15 protein-coding genes and 1 pseudogene are annotated in these 16,361 nt (G+C 66.9%); 4 read left to right on the top strand and 12 right to left on the bottom strand.

Annotated elements, in window-relative coordinates:
• Nucleotides 1-26 precede the first annotated feature (26 nt).
• The 6 genes and pseudogenes from KQ310_RS05515 to KQ310_RS05490 form a co-directional block, all read right to left on the bottom strand.
• Complete coding sequence (locus KQ310_RS05515) at nt 27-632, bottom strand: thylakoid membrane photosystem I accumulation factor (RefSeq protein WP_399237719.1); 606 nt, start codon at nt 630-632, stop codon at nt 27-29.
• Nucleotides 633-679: 47 nt separating this feature from the next.
• Complete coding sequence (locus KQ310_RS05510) at nt 680-2,413, bottom strand: DUF3685 domain-containing protein (RefSeq protein ID WP_259720767.1); 1,734 nt, start codon at nt 2,411-2,413, stop codon at nt 680-682.
• Nucleotides 2,414-2,502: 89 nt separating this feature from the next.
• The gene (locus KQ310_RS05505; RefSeq protein WP_259720782.1) at nt 2,503-2,865 is read right to left on the bottom strand and encodes a Fur family transcriptional regulator; all 363 of its coding nucleotides are present in this window, start codon (nt 2,863-2,865) and stop codon (nt 2,503-2,505) included.
• A 234-nt stretch (nt 2,866-3,099) separates the two neighbouring features.
• The gene (gene hisA, locus KQ310_RS05500) at nt 3,100-3,888 is read right to left on the bottom strand and encodes a 1-(5-phosphoribosyl)-5-[(5-phosphoribosylamino)methylideneamino]imidazole-4-carboxamide isomerase (RefSeq protein WP_259720781.1); all 789 of its coding nucleotides are present in this window, start codon (nt 3,886-3,888) and stop codon (nt 3,100-3,102) included.
• Nucleotides 3,889-3,945: 57 nt separating this feature from the next.
• Nucleotides 3,946-4,179, bottom strand: a pseudogene (locus KQ310_RS05495) (TIGR02450 family Trp-rich protein); the annotation flags it as partial.
• On the bottom strand, nt 4,176-4,724 hold the full coding sequence (locus KQ310_RS05490) for a hypothetical protein (protein WP_259720766.1): 549 nt from the start codon (nt 4,722-4,724) through the stop codon (nt 4,176-4,178). The pseudogene KQ310_RS05495 and the gene KQ310_RS05490, both read right to left, overlap by 4 nt.
• 293 nt (nt 4,725-5,017) lie before the next feature.
• Between KQ310_RS05490 and KQ310_RS05485 the strand changes: the two genes are divergently transcribed.
• Nucleotides 5,018-6,124: an HD-GYP domain-containing protein gene (locus KQ310_RS05485; protein ID WP_259720765.1), complete on the top strand. Its 1,107-nt coding sequence runs from the start codon at nt 5,018-5,020 to the stop codon at nt 6,122-6,124.
• Between the two features lie 70 nt (nt 6,125-6,194).
• The gene (locus KQ310_RS05480; RefSeq protein WP_259720780.1) at nt 6,195-7,115 is read left to right on the top strand and encodes an NAD-dependent epimerase/dehydratase family protein; all 921 of its coding nucleotides are present in this window, start codon (nt 6,195-6,197) and stop codon (nt 7,113-7,115) included.
• Here KQ310_RS05480 and KQ310_RS05475 read toward each other — a convergent pair.
• The gene (locus KQ310_RS05475) at nt 7,084-7,644 is read right to left on the bottom strand and encodes a CDP-alcohol phosphatidyltransferase family protein (RefSeq protein WP_259720764.1); all 561 of its coding nucleotides are present in this window, start codon (nt 7,642-7,644) and stop codon (nt 7,084-7,086) included. The genes KQ310_RS05480 and KQ310_RS05475 overlap by 32 nt on opposite strands.
• A gap of 103 nt (nt 7,645-7,747) precedes the next feature.
• On the opposite strand from KQ310_RS05475, the gene KQ310_RS05470 reads away from it, so the two are divergent.
• Nucleotides 7,748-8,185 (top strand): CBS domain-containing protein, encoded by a 438-nt coding sequence (locus KQ310_RS05470; RefSeq protein WP_259720763.1) that lies wholly within the window; start codon nt 7,748-7,750, stop codon nt 8,183-8,185.
• Nucleotides 8,186-8,197: 12 nt separating this feature from the next.
• On the opposite strand, the gene pdeM is transcribed toward KQ310_RS05470, so the two are convergent.
• A complete protein-coding gene (gene pdeM / locus KQ310_RS05465; protein WP_259720762.1) occupies nt 8,198-8,842 on the bottom strand; it encodes a ligase-associated DNA damage response endonuclease PdeM in 645 nt (214 codons plus the stop codon).
• A 78-nt stretch (nt 8,843-8,920) separates the two neighbouring features.
• On the opposite strand from pdeM, the gene KQ310_RS05460 reads away from it, so the two are divergent.
• Nucleotides 8,921-11,044, top strand: coding sequence for a 4Fe-4S binding protein (locus KQ310_RS05460; protein ID WP_259720761.1), 2,124 nt, complete (start codon nt 8,921-8,923; stop codon nt 11,042-11,044).
• A gap of 45 nt (nt 11,045-11,089) precedes the next feature.
• On the opposite strand, the gene KQ310_RS05455 is transcribed toward KQ310_RS05460, so the two are convergent.
• The 4 genes from KQ310_RS05455 to KQ310_RS05440 all read right to left on the bottom strand — a co-directional run.
• A complete protein-coding gene (locus KQ310_RS05455; protein WP_259720760.1) occupies nt 11,090-11,887 on the bottom strand; it encodes a gamma-glutamylcyclotransferase in 798 nt (265 codons plus the stop codon).
• Nucleotides 11,888-11,984: 97 nt separating this feature from the next.
• On the bottom strand, nt 11,985-13,967 hold the full coding sequence (locus KQ310_RS05450) for a CHASE domain-containing protein (protein ID WP_259720759.1): 1,983 nt from the start codon (nt 13,965-13,967) through the stop codon (nt 11,985-11,987).
• A 95-nt stretch (nt 13,968-14,062) separates the two neighbouring features.
• Nucleotides 14,063-14,278, bottom strand: coding sequence for a hypothetical protein (locus KQ310_RS05445; RefSeq protein ID WP_259720758.1), 216 nt, complete (start codon nt 14,276-14,278; stop codon nt 14,063-14,065).
• 81 nt (nt 14,279-14,359) lie between these two features.
• On the bottom strand, nt 14,360-16,361 hold a 2,002-nt coding region (locus KQ310_RS05440), incomplete at its 5' end, for a helicase-related protein (protein ID WP_259720757.1).

Raw genomic sequence — 16,361 nt, 5'->3', positions numbered from 1 at the left:
GACACTGAGCAGGGGTCTGGCAACCCTCAGCGGCTGGTCACCACCTCAGCATTGAGTTCGTTGAAGCTGACGGTGGTGCTGGTGGCCTTCCCTTCCGGCAGGGCGATCCCGGTGGCACGGCTCACGGCTTCGTTGATCGCCTCGAGGTTCACCTGGCCGGCGGCGTCGAGCAGCACCGTGCCATCTCCATCCAGTACCACCACCTGGGGCACGGTTCCCTTCCAGTAGTGGGCCGGATCGCTGCTGCCGCCATCGGGGCGGTTCTGGAGCGGATCGGTCACCAGGGGCAGCAGGTCAATGTTGTTGCCCCAGAGCCGCTGCAGCTCCGACACCACCGGCGAAAACTGCTTGCTGGCGGCCGAATCGTCGAGGTAATAGATCACCACCGACGGCCGATGTGCCGCCAGGGCGTCCGCCAAGGTGTTGCGGGGTGGAACCAGCGACCCGTTGCCGGCGTAGAGGGCGTAGATGTTGCCGTCGTAGTTGTCGTTGGTGAGCGAGGCCTGGGCTCCGGCAGGCAGGGCGATCAGGCCGAGGCTGAGCAGCACCAGCGCCACCAGCCGGGTGAAGGCGCGCCGCAGAACAGGAAGCAGGGCCGAAGACAACAACGGGGATGGGTCAGGTGGCGCCATTGTGACGCGCGCCCGTCTGCACCGACCTGGCCACCCCAGCGGGGAGATCAGCTGCGGCCCACACTGCGGCCCATGCCCTGCAGGATGCCGCGGCCGATCAGGCCCAGACCGCGACCCACCACCTGGGTGAGCAGCACCACCACAAGATCGCCGAGGCGCCTCAGCAGGGCCTGCAGCTGCGGAGCGAGGGCATCGCGGCCCTCCAGCGCCAGGGTGACCAACTGCTGCCACCAGCCCAGCCGGCGCAGTTCCTGGTCGCGGGGCTCAGTGAGCGCCAGGGTGTCGATGGTGCCCTGGTCGAGCCGGAACAGCTGCCGCCGGCTTTCGTAGAGCAGCACCGGCCGCTCAAACCACTCGCTCCAGCGCTGCTGGGCACTGAGGCGGTTGCGCAACCGCTCCAGATTGCGGGTCGAGAGCAGTTCGGGCCGCAGCAGATAGCGGCGCAGTTCCGGCCAGGCGCCGCAGCAGGCCAGCACATCGAGGCAGATCAGCTCGGCGCTGCGCACCAGCCAGTTGCTCACCAGCAGTTCCAGATGGAGCAGCGCCAGCGGTTCATCCGGCGGCAGCAGCCGACCGTCCACCATCACCGGCTTGGCCTGCACCAGGCTGACCAGCATCGGCTGGGGATCGGGCAGTTCCGGGTCGTCGTCCGTGAGCGCCGCACTGGCCAGCAGGGTGTCGGCCACGGGACGGAGGCTGCCATCACAGGGCAATTGCACGTAGGTGCCGGCCATGCAGCGCAGGGCCTCTCGGCGCAGCTCCGCCTGCCAGGTCCGCCAGCTGTCCTGCAGCGCCACACCGCGCTGGTTGTCCTGCATCAGGCGCAGCCGCAGGCGGTCGAACTGCTCCAGCAGGGCCAGCAGCAGGTCTTCACGGCGGCTGGGGCTGAGCCCTTCCAGGGCCAGCAGCAGCCCACTGCGGTTGGCCAGCTCGGCGCGGCAGGTTTCCTGCAGGCGGCCGCGGATCGCCTGCCAGACGCTGCTGGCATCCCGCTGGCGCAGGGTCAGGTTGGTGCTCGGACGACGGGTCAGGGCCGTGCTGCTGGCCTCGGCGGGGGGAGAGGGCAGCTCCGGAATCTCCTGGCTCCAGGCCAGCTGGGCCGGCGCCCAGATCCAGAGCAGCAACTGCCGGGCGGCCCGCAGCTCCCGCTGGCGACCCTCCAGCAGCAGTTGCTGCAAGAGGCTCTGCGGCGGCGGATCGAGCAGGTGGGCGCAGAGGGCCAGATCCGCATCGATCTGCTGCAGCCCGCTGAGCAGCAACCACTGCCCAAGCCCCAGCACCGGCGCGCTGCTCGGCGGTGCCGCCGCTGCGCTGCCGCTGGCATCAAGGTGCACCACCCGGCCGCCCGCCAGCAGGGTGGTGATCGCCTCCAGCAGAGCGTCGTGATCAGGCTCCTGCAGCAGACCCTGCACCGGCAGGGCCAGCCAGCGGTCCCGCCGATCGGTGGCCCCGGCGGGCAGGGTCAGCAGGATCGGTGCCGGCTGCCAGCGCTCCTGCAATTGCTGCACTTCGGCCAGCAACAGCTCAGGTGCGGGCAAGGGGGCCGCCAGGCACCACAGGATCAGCTGCGGCGCACCCTGGAGCGCATCGGCAGTCAGGGCTACCCGGTAGCCACTGGGCTCACCGCTGAGCAACTGAGCCAGCCCGTGGCGCAGCAGGGGATCGGCAAACAGCAGCAGTTGCGGAGCTGCAGACCTTTGATTCCCGGAACGGGAATTGGCAGGGGGTGGATCGGAGTCAGGGGGCGACGAGCCCGATGTGGAACGCACGCCCAGGGACACGGAGTGGGCCCAAGGTAACGATCACTCCCTCAGAACTCCAGAGGTGTGGCGATTTGACCGGATGAACGGACCGTGTGCTCTGACCGGACTCAGCGGCGCGGCCGTCCGGTGAGATGCAGGGTGTACGACTCGATCGCGAATCCGGTGAGTTCTTCGATCTGGCGAACCAGGGCCTCGGGCAGCACCACATCCAGGTCCTGGATGGTGCCGGTCTCGCTGCAGGTGAGATGGCTGTGGGGGTCAGCGCGATAGCCATAGAGCCGGCCATTGGCGCGGTCGAGGCATTCGATCACCCCGGCCGATTGCAGCGCCTCAAGGTTCTGATAGACGGAGGTATGGCCGATGTTGCGACCCAGATCGTTCAGCTTTTCAAAGATGTCGCGGGCGCTGAGGTGATCCCGTTCGGCCCAGAGCAGATCCAGCACCATGCGCCGCTGGCGACTGAGGCGCATCCCAAGATCGCGGCAACGCTGATATACATCGTCCACGCTGCCTGGCAGGGGTGGATCTCCCTGATGGACGCGAGGATCCTCGGTCGTGCCGCAGGCCGCCAAGGCATCAGCGGAGCCGCAGGCCACCTCGGCATCAGCCAGCCTGACCGGTGCCGGAGCGACGGATTCGGCGGGGGCGGCGACCACGGGTCAAGCGAAGTGGATATGGCTCTGTTATAGGGGGGCGGCAGCGGTTCAGGCGACGACGCCACCACCGAAGCCCAGCGGCGCCCCCAGCGGAGGCACATCCTGCAGCCGCCCGTCACCGACCGCCTGCAGCGCGTCAGCGAGGCTGAGGCGCCCGTCGTAAAGGGCCCGGCCCACGATCACGCCCTCCACCCCCAGGGCCTGCAGCGGCAGCAGCGACAGCACATGCTCGAGGCAGCCGATGCCACCGGAGGCGATCACCGGCACCGGGCTGGCGTCCGCCATGGCACGCAGGGCCTCCAGGTTCGGGCCCGCCAGGGTGCCATCGGTGGCGATATCGGTGCTGATGATCGCGGCGATGCCGCTGCCGGCGAAGCTCTGCGCCAGGGCCGTGGCCTCCACGGTGCTCTCCTCAATCCAGCCGCGGGTGGCGACCTTGCCGTCCTTGGCATCAATGCCCACCACGATGCGACCGGGATGGCGCTCCGCCAGGCGCAGCACCAGCTCCGGCTGCTCGATCGCCACCGTTCCCAGAATCACCCGATCCAGACCACAGGCCAGCAGCTCCTCCGCCCGTTCCAGCGAGCGCACGCCGCCGCCAAGCTGCACCGGGATGTCGAGGGCGGCGGTGATCGCCTTGACGGCCCCATCGTTGACCGGCTCGCCGGAGCGGGCGCCGTCGAGATCGACCAGATGCAGCCGCTCCGCTCCCTGGCGCTGCCAGGCGAGGGCCTGGGCCACGGGGTCGTCGCTGAAGCGGGTCACCTGGTCGTAGTCGCCCTGGTGCAGCCGCACGCACTGACCATCCAGCAGGTCGATGGCGGGGAGGATCTGCATGGGGCGGCGCTGACTGGTCCCATCTTCCCTGGAGGGCAGGGACAGCCAGCCGCTGCACCAGAGGCTGGGGTCGTGCAGCTCCGGCAACGGCACCAGCAGCCGGAAGCCGGGCTGCAGCACCGCCTCCAGTTCGGCTGCACAGGCGGCGATCGGATCGCGCGCCCGGCCCCGCCGACCCACCAGGGAGAAGTGGCGATAGCCCTGGCTGCGGGCCAGGCTCCTGTCCTGGGCCGTCCACTGCTGGGCCAGGCGCCGCCGGCCAGCCCCGCGCCCCCTTGGCTGTGGTGTCATCGCCGCCACAGCGCCAGGCCGCCGCCGCGGCCCCGGGCCGCGAGCCAGTCCGACTCGGCGGCGATCAGGGCGAAGAAGGGCAAGCGCCGGGTCTCACCACCTTCCGGCAGAGGGCGACTCCACAGCGGCCGGAACCCTCCGTTGGCCTCCAAGCAGCCGAGTTCCAGCCGGTTGAAGCTGAAACGGAGCAGGGGCCGCACTCCCACCAAGGCACCCTGGCCGCTGAAGCGCAGCTCCAATCGCCCCAGACGCACCGCATTGGTGAGCAGCAGGGGGGATGGATCCACGACCTCAGACGCGGCCGCAGAGTCATGCGCAGGCGCGGCGCTGCGGATTTCCAGCCGTGCCCCCAGCAGCTGCAGCAGGGCGCTCGTCAGACGATCCGGGGTCTGCTGACCCTTGCGCCAGACGCTCTGCAGACACCAGCAGGCCTGGAGCTGGGGCGCGCCGAGGCCACTGCCCTGGCGGCGGCTGCGGCGTTCCAGCTCTTCGAGGGTCGCCCCATCCGGCAGACCCGATGGATCAGTAGCGGAAAGGGAATCCAAAGGCTTCGTCGCGGCGGCGATCACCGCTGAACAGAACGTCATCCTGGCGAACCCTGCCGGCTTCCGATGGGCTCAGGGTCCGATGGCCTCAGAGCCGTCTGGTGAGCCATGCTGCAACAGTCGGCCTGGGCGGTTGCCCCACTGGACCGGCGCTGGTACCACTGATGACGTCCACCCCCACTCCCGTCCCTGGGGCCTCGTCGTCGAACGAGGTTCAACCACAACAGGGTCAGCCGCAAGAGGTTCAGCCACAAGAGGTTCAGCCACAAGAGAGTCATCCCCCTCTGCCTGGGTTGCCCCTGCATCTGCAGAGTGCGGGGAATGCGCTCACCCAACGGCTGGAGCAATTGCATCAGCAGCTCCTGGATCTGGTGCCGACCATTGATCGGATCGCCTGTGCTCTCTACGACCCAGCCACTGATCTGCTGAAGACATTCATCAACAGCACCCGCAGCGGCGCAGCGATTGCGGCCTATGAATTCCCGCTGGCCGGCAGCAGATCCCTGAGCGAGTTAGTCCGAACCCGGCAGCACCGCGTGATTGACGACATCCCCAGCACGATCCAGGCAGGCAACCAGCACTCCAAGTGGTTACTGGAGCAAGACTATCGATCCTCGTTAACACTTCCACTGTTCGACAATGCCAATTTCATCGGATTCCTCTTCTACGACTCCTGCCAGACGGCGGCTTTCACCCCGGAAGTACAGCGCAATCTCGCCCTGTTCTCGAAGCTGATCAACATGACGATCTCCCAGGAGATCGGTGTGGTCCGCTCGTTACTCGCTTCCGCCAGCGTGGCACGGGATTTTGCCCAGCTGCGCGATTTCGAGACCGGCACCCATCTCGAACGCATGGCGCATTACTGCCGCCTGATTGCCAAAGGCGTGGCCCCGCAGTTCAGCCTGAGCGATGAGTTCGTCGAGCACGTGTTCCTGTTCGCCCCCCTGCACGACATCGGCAAGATCGGTATCCCAGACAGCATTCTGCTCAAGCCCGGACGTCTCGATGATGCCGAACGGGAGATCATGAAGACCCACGTGACCAAGGGTGTCGCCATCCTGGAACGCATCATCGGCCAGTTCGCCCTGGAGGAACTGGCCGATTCGATCGTGATGCGCAACATCGTGGCCGGCCATCACGAGCGCCTCGACGGATCGGGCTATCCCGCTGGCCTCAGGGCTGAGGAGATTCCGATCGAGGCGCGCATCGTGGCCGTGGCCGATGTCCTGGATGCCCTCACCAGTCTTCGGCCTTACAAAAAGCCCTGGTCGGTGGAGCAAGCCCTGACGGAACTCGAGCGGTTGGTCAGCGAGGGCAGTCTGGATCCCGACTGTGTCGCGGTGGTGCGCAGCCAGAGCGACCAGGTGGAGACCATCCGTCACCGCTTCGCTGAGACCTGAGCCAGCTCTGGAGTCCGCGGGCGGAGGCAACGGGCCCAGCACAATGGCGCCAGTTCCTGGTGATGCGGCCGTGAAGATCCTGGTGATGGGCGGAACCCGGTTCGTAGGCAAGCCCCTGGTGGAGCAGTTGATCGCCTCCGGCCATGCGCTCACCCTGTTCACCCGCGGCAGGAATACGGTGCCGGCCGGGGTGGAGCACCTGGTGGGTGATCGCACCGACCCGGCCAGCCTGGACCAGCTGCGGGAGCGCAGCTTCGAGGTGATCGTCGACAGTTCCGGCCGCACGCTCAGCGATTCCAGTGCCGTGATCGAACGCACCGGTGCGCCAGGCCAACGCTTCGTGTATGTGAGCTCCGCCGGCGTCTACGCCGACAGCGCCCAGTGGCCCCTCGACGAGGACTCCCCCACCGATCCGGCCAGCCGACACGCCGGCAAGGCCGACACCGAAACGTGGCTGCGGCAGCAGGGCATTCCCTTCACCAGCTTCCGGCCCACTTACATCGTGGGCCCCGGCAACTACAACCCTGTCGAGAGCTGGTTCTTTGATCGGATCGTGCACGATCGGCCGGTGCCGCTGCCCGGCGATGGCAGCACCATCACCCAGCTGGGCCACGTCAACGATCTCGCCGCCGCCATGGCCCGCTGCATCGAGGTGGAGGCGGCCACCAACCGCATCTACAACTGCACCGGCGCCAAGGGCGTCACCTTCGCCGGATTGGTGGAGGCGGCCGCCCGCGCCTGTGGCAAGGATCCAGCCGCCGTGGCGATCCGCAGCTTCGATCCGGCCGGTCTCGATCCCAAGGCGCGCAAGGCCTTTCCGCTGCGCCTCAACCATTTCCTCACCGACATCCACCGGGTCTGCTCCGAACTGGCCTGGAGCCCGGCCCACGACCTGGATCAGTGCCTCCGCGACAGCTTCTTGAACGATTACGCGCTGCGGATGCCCACCAGCCCCGATTTCAGTTCTGACGAGCGGCTGCTGGCCGGCTGACCAGGTAGCCCAGGGCTGAACTGAGGGCCAGCAGCAGAGAGGGCCAGAACAGCCACCAGCCCAGCTGCCGCAGCACAAGGGGCAACCCCGGCGAGGCGATCCCAGCCAGGCTCCACGTTTCGGGCCAGAGCAGCAGCAGCAGCGAGGCGAACTGCAGGATCGTCTTGGCCTTGCCGGAGGCCGAGGCGGGTCCGCCGCTGCTCTGGCCGGCCCGCCAGCCGGAGATCAACAGCTCGCGGGCCAGCAGCAGCCACACGGCCCAGAGCGGCAGGGTTCCCGCGGCGCCCAGCCAGAGCAGGGGGGCGCTGATCAGGATCTTGTCGGTGAGGGGATCGAGGCGGGCGCCCCACACCGACCCGCCGCCGGCCCGTCGGGCCAGGGCACCATCGGCCGCATCGCTGAGGCCACCCAGCAGCAGCAGGATCCAGGCCAGACCCTGCCAGCCGGCCGCCAGGGCCAGCAGCAGGGGCAGCCCCAGCAGGGCCCGCAGCACGGTGAGGGCATCGGCAGCGCGCCGGAGGGAGGCCATGGCAGGGGGCATGTGGGCGTGGGGCCGATCCTGAACCCTCCCCGCCGCAGAATGGCCGCAGTTCGTTCTGGTCTCCGTGGTGCAACAGCCGGTCTCCGCAGTGATGTCCGCGCCGGTGTTGAGCGTGGGCCCCGATACCCCCCTGCAGGATGCGGTGCAGCTGATGAGCCAGCACCACATCGGCGCCCTGGCGGTGGTGGGCAGCGCCGGCGAGCTGGTGGGTGAGCTCACCGAGCAGGATCTGATGGTGCGCGAGAGCGGTTTCGATGCCGGGCCCTATGTGCTGCTGCTCGATGCGGTGATCTACCTGCGTAATCCTCTGCAATGGGACAAACAGGTGCACCAGGTGCTCGGCAGCACCGTGGGCGAGGTGATGGGCCGCCATCCGCACCATTGCCCCGCCGATCTGGCCCTGCCCGCCGCGGCGCGGCAACTGCATGAGAGCAGCACCCAACGGCTGTTCGTGCTCGATGCCGACCAGCGGCCGGTGGGGGTGCTCACCCGTGGCGATGTGGTGCGGGCCCTGGCGGCGGTGGAGTGAGCGTTGGCGGAGTCAGAGCGCTGATGGAGTGAGCGCAGGCGGAACAACCACCCCATCAGCCACGAGCCAGAGCCTCTCACCAGGGGGACGGGGATAGCCGCCCGTCAACTGCCCGAAGGACGGAAGAGCCAGCCGCTGCCCCTGGGGGTCGTAGGCGAAGCAGGGCAAGCGCAGGCGATCACCACGCCGGCCCAGCAGCGCCACCGGATGCAGATGGCCGCAGAGGTTGAGCCGCTCCGGCCGCGGATCAGGTTCGTGGCTGAGCCAGAGGGCCCCTGCCGCCTGGGCGGGCTCCTGGGGCAGCCCATCGATCCAGCTGCCCCGTTCGTGGTTGCCGCCGATCAGCTGCAGCGGGCAGCCCAGCAGCTGGGGCAGGGCGGCCAGCTTCTGGCGCAGCTCGGCGGTGAGTCCGAGGCGGCTGTGGATCAGATCCCCCAGCACCACCACGCGGCGAGGCCGCCAGCGGTGGGCCAGGGCCAGCAGGGCATTGAGGGTGGCGCCATCGCCGTCGCTGGGCAGGGGGATGCCATGGGCCTGGAAAGTCTCGGCCTTGCCGAGGTGCAGATCGGCCACAAACAGCAGGCCCTGCCGCGGATCCCACACCGCCTTGCCCCCCAGGAACAGCAACTGGTGCTGCCCCCACTGAAACACCGTCATCCCCGAACCCCCCTCAACCGCAGCAGGGTCATCCCACTCCGAATCGGGCCATGCTGATGGTTTCCAAGGGTCCTTCGCGTGTCTTCGCCGTCTCTCGCCGCGGCCGACAGCACCGCCTGCCTGCTGAAACTGGCACCCTTCGTGCAGGGCCGGGTGCGGCGCGGCATCGTCGGCAGCAGCCGCTACGCCCAGCGCCTTCGCGACGATATCCGCCGAACGGCGGCCGATCCCCTGGCGCCGGCGGTGCTGATCAGCGGCGAACCGGGCCTGGAGAAGGACAACATCGCGGCCCTGATCCACTTCGGATCACGCAGCCGCGCCAGCCTGCTTGTGCGCTTCAACGGCGCCCTGCTGCGGCCCGATGGGTCGGATCTGTTCGGTCCAGCCAGTGGCCAGGGAGAGGGCAGTGTGCTCGATTGCTTGGGGGAAGGTTCCCTGCTGATCGACCAGGTGGATCTGGTTGACCCGCAGCTGCTGCCGGCCCTGCTGGAGCTGGCCCGCAGTGGCAGCTGGCGTGTGGCTGACGACGAGGCCCCTCTGCATCACTTCGCCGGCCGGGTGTTCTTCACCGCCGAGGCACCGGTGCCGGGCTTCGAGGGCCTCGGGGCCCAGATCAGGGTTCCGCCCCTGCGGGTGCGGCGCCAGGACCTGGGCGAATGGCTGCGCTACGGCGTGCGGCAGCGGGCCCGCAAGCTCGGCTGGAGGCAGCCACCGGAGGTCTCCGAAACGGTGGTGAAGCGCCTGCAGACCTACGACTTCCCCAACAACCTGCGCGAACTCGATGGCCTGATCGCTCGGGCTCTGCGCCAGTGCAGCGCCCAACAGCCGGCTGAATTGCCGGAAGATGTGTTCTGGACCGGCCCCAGCCATCGCTATCAGGGTCTGCGCTTCGACCTCTGGCGCTGGAAGCCGAGGCTGCGTGACCTGATGCGATCCCCACGGCTCTGGAACGGCCTGTTGTTCGGCCTGGTCAGCTGGGTGTTCGTGCTCTTAAACCTCTGGCTGTGGCTGGGGCCCCAGGACCGGGCCAGCAACGGCGGGCTCAATCTGTTCTGGGCCTGGTGGTGGCCGCTGATCCTGTTGGGTTACCCCCTGGTGGGCCGGCTCTGGTGTTCCTTCTGCCCCTTCATGGTCTGGGGCGAGATCGTGCAGCGGCTGGGGCGCCGCTTCGGCCTGAAGCCGCGCCCCTGGCCCCGCGGCGACACCGATCGCTGGGCGGCGCCCGTTCTGGCGGCGGGCTTTGCGGCGATCCTGCTCTGGGAGGAACTGGCCGACCTGCGCAATACGGCCTGGCTGAGCAGCTGCCTGCTGTTGTTGATCACCGCAGGCGCGGTGATCTGCTCGTTGCTGTTCGAGAAACGCTTCTGGTGCCGCTATCTCTGCCCGGTGGGGGGCATGAATGGCCTGTTCGCCAAGCTCTCGATCCTGGAGCTGCGCGCCCAGGTGGGCACCTGCAGTGGCAGCTGCACCACCTACGCCTGCTTCAAGGGCGGCCCCGCCGAAGGCGAGGGGATGGCCACCAGCGGGTGCCCCGTAGGCACCCATCCAGCCCACCTGGCCGACAACCGCAATTGCGTGCTCTGCCTCACCTGCGCCCAGGCCTGCCCGCACCGCTCGGTGCAGCTGCGCCTGCGCCCTCCCGCCGCCGACATCCAGCGCAGCATGGCGCCACCGGCCGGCGAGACCGGCCTGATCCTGGTGCTGGCGGGTGGCGTGACCCTCACCTACTGGTCGAAACTGCTGGGCTGGCTGCCGCTGGCGCCCCTGTCGCTGCAGAGCGGACCGTTGCTGCCCCGGCTTGCCTTCGCCAGCCTGGCGCTCGCCCTGCCCGCCGCCGCCTTCCTGGCGACCCGCTGGCTGGCCGTGCCGCTGCGGCGCCAGCGGGTGCTCTACGGCCTGCTGCCCCTGCTCTGGGCGGTGCTGCTGGCCCGCTATCTGCCGCTGGGCATGGTCGAGGCCGGCCAGCTGCTGCCCGTGAGCATGACGCCGCTGGCGCCAGACCTGGCAATGGCGCTGCCGGGCTGGAGTGCCGATCCGCACGTGATCACCTTCTGCCAGAGCCTGGTGGTGCTTGTGGGTGTTGTCGGGTCGTGGGTGCTGCAGCGCCGCCTGCGCCAGGCAGACCGCTGGCGCTGGCTGCTGGGTCCGCTGCTGGTGCTGAGCCTCGGTGCGGGCGGGCGCTGGCTGGTGGCCCTGCCCTGAACCGGATCCTGCCTTGACGGAGCTGGAGATGATTGGCCTAGACGATCAATAGCCGCGGCAGAGGCGCTCGAGGTCACTGCGGCGATAGAGCGCCACGGGTTGATCGGTGGAGGTCTGCGCCAGCTTGTGATCCTTGGTGAGCAGATGCTCGGCGCCGAGCCGGTTGCCCACGATCACCCGCTGGCTGCCGCTGCTCGCCTTCCAGAGCTGGCAGTCGTGGCGAGTGTCGGCACGCACGGGGCTGGGCATGAAACCAAGGCCCAGCGCCGACCATCCTGTCAAGGCCATCCATCCACTCAGTGCCACAGATGCACTCCGGAGTAACAATCCTCTGAGCGCAAGCGGCTTGAAGGATGAGCGCCGCGGCCCCCGCATCGAGCGAGGTCCACGCCACTGGCCATCGGCAATCGGCGCCACATGCCGTACCTGCCGGGCCCGTCCGAGGTAGACCCACACCTCTCGACCATCCAGCAGGGCAAGCCGCTGGCGCTGGTAGAGCCGCGGCACACCCTCCAGCCGATCGAGATCGCCAAGCAGATCCCCGTTCACGCCATACACCTCCCCATGGATGACCCAGGTCTGTGCTGACGGAGGTTCGGATGGCGGCGCGGATGCGCTGAGCGTGGTGAGCGGTGGGCAACAATCCAATGAAACGGCCATCGGAAAGGGGCCAAGGTCGTAGAGAACGACTCCACTGAGGCAGCCCCGGCCCAGAAACCGAGCCCCGGCCAGCCAGCCATGGTTCCGGTGGCCCCGCAGCAGCGTTCCGTAGACGAAGACGGCCTGCAGGGCTGGGGTGGCAGCGCGACTGGGATAATCCGCTGACCTGCTGGTGTCGTCCATGACCATTGCGCTGTTGATTGCTCTGGCGGCCTCGCTCGGCCTGATGACCTGGATCGTCAAACGGCTCGAACGGGCCTGAGCGACTCAGCCCAGCCTCTCAGGCAGAGCTTTGCGACGCCATCGCCTCCTCAGAGTTGGGAGTTGCGATGGCGACATGTCCACTGGAGCCCTGACGTTGTTGCTTGGCCTGGTACATGGCCGCATCCGCCAGGTGCAGCAGCTCCTCGGCGCTGGCGGCATGATCCGGAAACAGGGCGATGCCCATGCTCACGGATAGCGGTAGCCCTTCCAGCTCGGGGATGGGCGACTCCACCTGCTCCTGCAATTTGTGCGCCAACGTCATCAGTCCGTTCTGATCGGACGCCTGAGGAATCAGCAAGACGAATTCATCGCCCCCTTGCCTGGCCAGGGTGTCGCTTTCGCGGATCACCACCTGAAGCCGTTTCGCAACGGTCTGGAGCACAAGATCACCGGTGGCATGGCCGAGCTGATCATTGATGGGCTTGAAGCCATCGAGATCCAGGAACACCAGCGCCACCCGCACGCCATAGCGCTTGGCCCTGGCCAAGGCCTGATCCATCTGAACTATCAGCTCGGCGCGGTTGGGCAGGCCTGTGAGGTAGTCATGCCGGGCCTGGTAGCGAACCTCCGCCTCCTGCTGGTAGCGGTCGCTCACATCGTGCAACATGCCCACATAGTTGATCAACTTTCCGTCGCCATTGCGTACTGCCTTGATGGTGAGCTCATGCCGCCGAACATCGCCATTGCGTAGCCGATTCCAGATCTCTCCTTCCCAATGGTCGCGCTGCCGAAGATGATCCCAGAGCTGCCGGTAGAATGCATGATCATGCCGGTCTGAGTGGAGCAGACTCAGGTTACGGCCGAGTAATTCATGCCTGCCGTAGCCCGTGAGCTGGCAATAAGCCTCGTTGCAAGCAACCACCCGAGCCTCTGGATCGGTGATGCTGATCCCATACGACGACTGCTCGAAAACCGTTGCAGCCAGAGCACGTTCCTGGTTGAGGGCCTGGGAAATCTTGAGCTGATTGAGCACCAGTCGATGGTTGCGAACAAGCAGCCACGTGATCCCGCTAATCGCGCTGCTGGCGACCAGGCCAAAGGCCAGGGTGATCCAGACATTGGCATCAAGGCCCCAAAGCCAGCCGCTGGTTTGACCGAGTTGAACACCAAGCAAAAGGGTTCTGCCACCAACTCTGAAGGTGGAAAAGGAGCCATCCCGCAAAACAGAATATCCAGGCTGATCCGCCTGGTTGATGACCGACCGCTGAGGAATCTGACTGAACAACAGGTTGCTTGAGTTGGCGTTGCTGCCGTCGAAAAGTGCAAAGGTGGCTGCCTTGAGATTGGGGTTCGTGACTGTGGTCATCGCTGCTTTGACCACATCAGTCATTCGCAATGGAGAATAGGCCCAACCCAGTAAATCTCTGAACTCTGCTTCTCCATCTCTCACCCGGGAAGCCACGTCCTTGACGCGCACAGGATTGTCATCACGGAAAACGGGCAGATAGATCAGAACTCCAGCTTGAATATCCTCAGAATCCTCCTGCAGCAGCGTAACTCTCGCCGACAGAGACGGCCGACCCGTCAAAACGGCGCGCTGCATCGCTTCACGCCGCACAGAATTGCTATACATGTCATAGCCTACTGCTCGCTCATTGCGCCAGTCATTTGGCTGAAGATACTCAATTGCGGTGTAAATCTGACGTCGACCCTCAGGGAAGATTCGGAAGTCATTGCGCCCTTCTGCCCGCATTTCGTCCAAGAAGGGGGCCAGCCGATCAGCCGGAACAAAGCGCGCAAATCCAATTCCTTGAATGCCGCTGAGATTGCCTGCGGTTCCTGCGACCCTGCGGAAGAATTGTTCAAATTCCTGTCGCTCCACAGTCTGCGATGCATCAAACAAGCCCACCACCGATGAAAGCAGGGCAATGTTGACGTCGAAACGCCGTTCGATCGCATCTCGGATGTCCCCTCCCAATCCCTTTTCGAGGCGGAGATGCTCCTTACTCCCCCGCTGCCGTACCGATTCCACGACTACGGCCGTGAACAACAGGGTCAAGGCCAGCACAAGCTTCGGCAACCCCTGATAGAGAAAGTCCCTCCGCCTCCAGAACAGAACTCCGGTCGACTTCGGTGAGGCGGCTTGGCTGTCAGTCACCGGTGGAACTGCAGCGGAAAGGAGATGCAGCCCAGCTGGCGATCGGCAAAGCCAACTGCAGCGTTACCAACTTCAGCGGGAGGGATTAGGTCAATTGCACTTGAACACGCGCCAATTGCTGCGGCGGCAGTAGCCGCCGTGGAAACCGTGGCGATCGCAATCAAGGCCACAGGAATCAAGGGGACAGGAATCACAGCAACGACCGCGTTCATCCCTGCCTCCTCTCTCTTGTCCAGTATCACCGCCCTGGTGCACTGAAACCGGCAACACCTGCCCAACCGAACAGCTCTTCATCAGCCTTCGCGCCGCTCAGCCTCGGCGATCAGGCGACGCACCCGCTCCAGCACGGATTCATTGCTCATGCGGCTGTTGAGACGCTCCACCAGCAGCGGAAAGGCCAGGGGGCCCTGCCGCTGAGGGGTTTCCAGGCGCAGCTCGGAGCGCTGCAGGCGCTGCAAAGCCTGGCGCAACCGGGGCAGCTCGAGCTGTTCGCCCATCACTTCGCGGCACGCCTGCTCCAGCAGCCGGTTGTCCGGCTCATGCCGGCCGAACACCTCAAACAGCAGGGCGGCACTGATCTGCAGCTGGCCACCGCTTTTGGTCTGCCCCGGGTAGCCGTGGCGCACCAACCCCGCAATCTGGGCGATGGAACGAAAGCGGCGGCGGCAGAGCTCGGAGAGATTCACCGCCTGCTCCAGATCACGCTCCAAGGCGGTGTCGTCGAGCAGCTCCTCCGCCTGCAGCTCGAACAGCTCCAGCAGGGGGTAGCCAGGCGGGGCCAGCAACTCGAAGCCGCAATCATTCACCGACACCGTGAAGGTGGTGGCCTGGCAGCGGGCCAGGCGCCAGGCCCAGAGGAAGCCCAGGCCCTCATGCACGAAGCGGCCGTCAAAGGGGTAGGCATAGAGGTGCTGACCCTCGCGGCTGGAGCAGATCTCCACCAGGAATTCCGTCTCCAGGGGCAAATGGGAGAGATCCGCCTGGCGGCGCAACAGGGGCTCCAGGGCGCGTAATTCCGGCGTATCGAGACCTGCCGGACTGCTGCTGATCCGGCCGGCGCCCAGGTCGGCGGGATGTCGTGCGGCGGGATTCAGGTCGGATGGGGCCAGGGCAACGGCGCAGCGGTGCAGCTCGGCTCGCAGCTGAGCACTGAGCAGATCGGAGAGGGCCATCTGCCCCCCCGCCCAGGCCGGCACCGTGGTGCTGCGGCGGTTGCTGGCCTTCACCTGGGCCGTCATCTCACGCAGCCGCACGAACTCCAGCTGGCGACCGGCGAAGAAGAACACATCGCCGGGCTTGAGGCGGGAGATGAACGCCTCCTCCACGTGGCCCAGCACGGCGCCACGCACGAAGCGCACCGTGACGGCACGATCGGCGGTGATCGTGCCGATGTGGAGGCGATGCAGGCGCAGGATCGCCGGATCGCACACCACATAGGCGAAGGGTGCAGTGGGGCTGGCCGGGCGTTCGCGATCGATGCCGTTGGCGAGAAGGGCTACCCGCTCCAACTTGCGGTAGCGGGGATAGGCCCCCAGGCAATCCCCCCCGTCCTCCAGGAAACGCAGACACCACTGCCAGGTGGCGTCATCGAGCTGGCGGTAGCTCCAGGCCGTGCGAACGGTCGCCAGCTCCTGCTCGGGGTTGAAGCCGGGGCCACAGGCCAGGGTGGTGAGGTGCTGCAGCAGCACATCGATCGGAGCGTCAGGCGGGCGGCGCTGCTCCACCAGGCCGGCGGCCAGACCCCGCCGCATCGCACTGACCTCCAGCAATTCGAGGGCGTTGGTGGGCATGAACAGAACCTGGGAGATGCCACCGGGGGTATGGGCACTGCGGCCCGCCCGCTGCAGCAAGCGGGCCAGGTTCTTGGCGCTGCCGATCTGCACCACCCGCTCCACCGGCTGGAAGTCGACCCCCAGATCCAGGGAGCTGGTGCAGACCACCCAGCGGATCTCGGCATTCTTGACGCCGCTCTCGATCGCCTCCCGTTCGGACCGGTCGATGGCGCTGTGGTGCAGGGCGAGGGCTCCCTCCATCTCCGGGCAGGCATACCGCAGGCACTGGTGCCAGCGCTCAGCCTGGTTGCGGGTGTTGGTGAACAGCAGGGTCGAAACACCCGGTTCGAGGCCATCCACCAGGGTTTCGTACATGCGCAGGCCAAGGTGACCGGCCCAGGGGAAGCCGTCGATCCGTTCCGGCAACAGGCTGCGGATGCGGGTCTGGCGTTTCAGCCGGGCCGTGACGATCAGGGGATCGGGGCCACTCACCCCCACGGCGGCGCGCGCCGCCTCCTCAAGG

The organism is Synechococcus sp. CS-1328, from assembly GCF_025128095.1.
Classification (GTDB): domain Bacteria; phylum Cyanobacteriota; class Cyanobacteriia; order PCC-6307; family Cyanobiaceae; genus CBW1002.
Note: the sequence above shows the minus strand (reverse complement) of the source record. Positions and strands in the feature narration are given on the sequence as shown.

What these genes read in the sequence shown, in the direction of transcription:
- KQ310_RS05505 (WP_259720782.1), bottom strand. Translation starts at nt 2,865, where the DNA reads ATGCGCCTCAGTCGCCAGCGGCGCATGGTGCTGGATCTGCTCTGGGCC.
- KQ310_RS05470 (WP_259720763.1), top strand. Translation starts at nt 7,748, where the DNA reads ATGTCCGCGCCGGTGTTGAGCGTGGGCCCCGATACCCCCCTGCAGGAT.
- KQ310_RS05445 (WP_259720758.1), bottom strand. Translation starts at nt 14,278, where the DNA reads ATGAACGCGGTCGTTGCTGTGATTCCTGTCCCCTTGATTCCTGTGGCC.
- KQ310_RS05515 (WP_399237719.1), bottom strand. Translation starts at nt 632, where the DNA reads ATGGCGCCACCTGACCCATCCCCGTTGTTGTCTTCGGCCCTGCTTCCT.
- hisA (WP_259720781.1), bottom strand. Translation starts at nt 3,888, where the DNA reads ATGCAGATCCTCCCCGCCATCGACCTGCTGGATGGTCAGTGCGTGCGG.
- KQ310_RS05455 (WP_259720760.1), bottom strand. Translation starts at nt 11,887, where the DNA reads ATGGACGACACCAGCAGGTCAGCGGATTATCCCAGTCGCGCTGCCACC.
- KQ310_RS05475 (WP_259720764.1), bottom strand. Translation starts at nt 7,644, where the DNA reads ATGGCCTCCCTCCGGCGCGCTGCCGATGCCCTCACCGTGCTGCGGGCC.
- pdeM (WP_259720762.1), bottom strand. Translation starts at nt 8,842, where the DNA reads ATGACGGTGTTTCAGTGGGGGCAGCACCAGTTGCTGTTCCTGGGGGGC.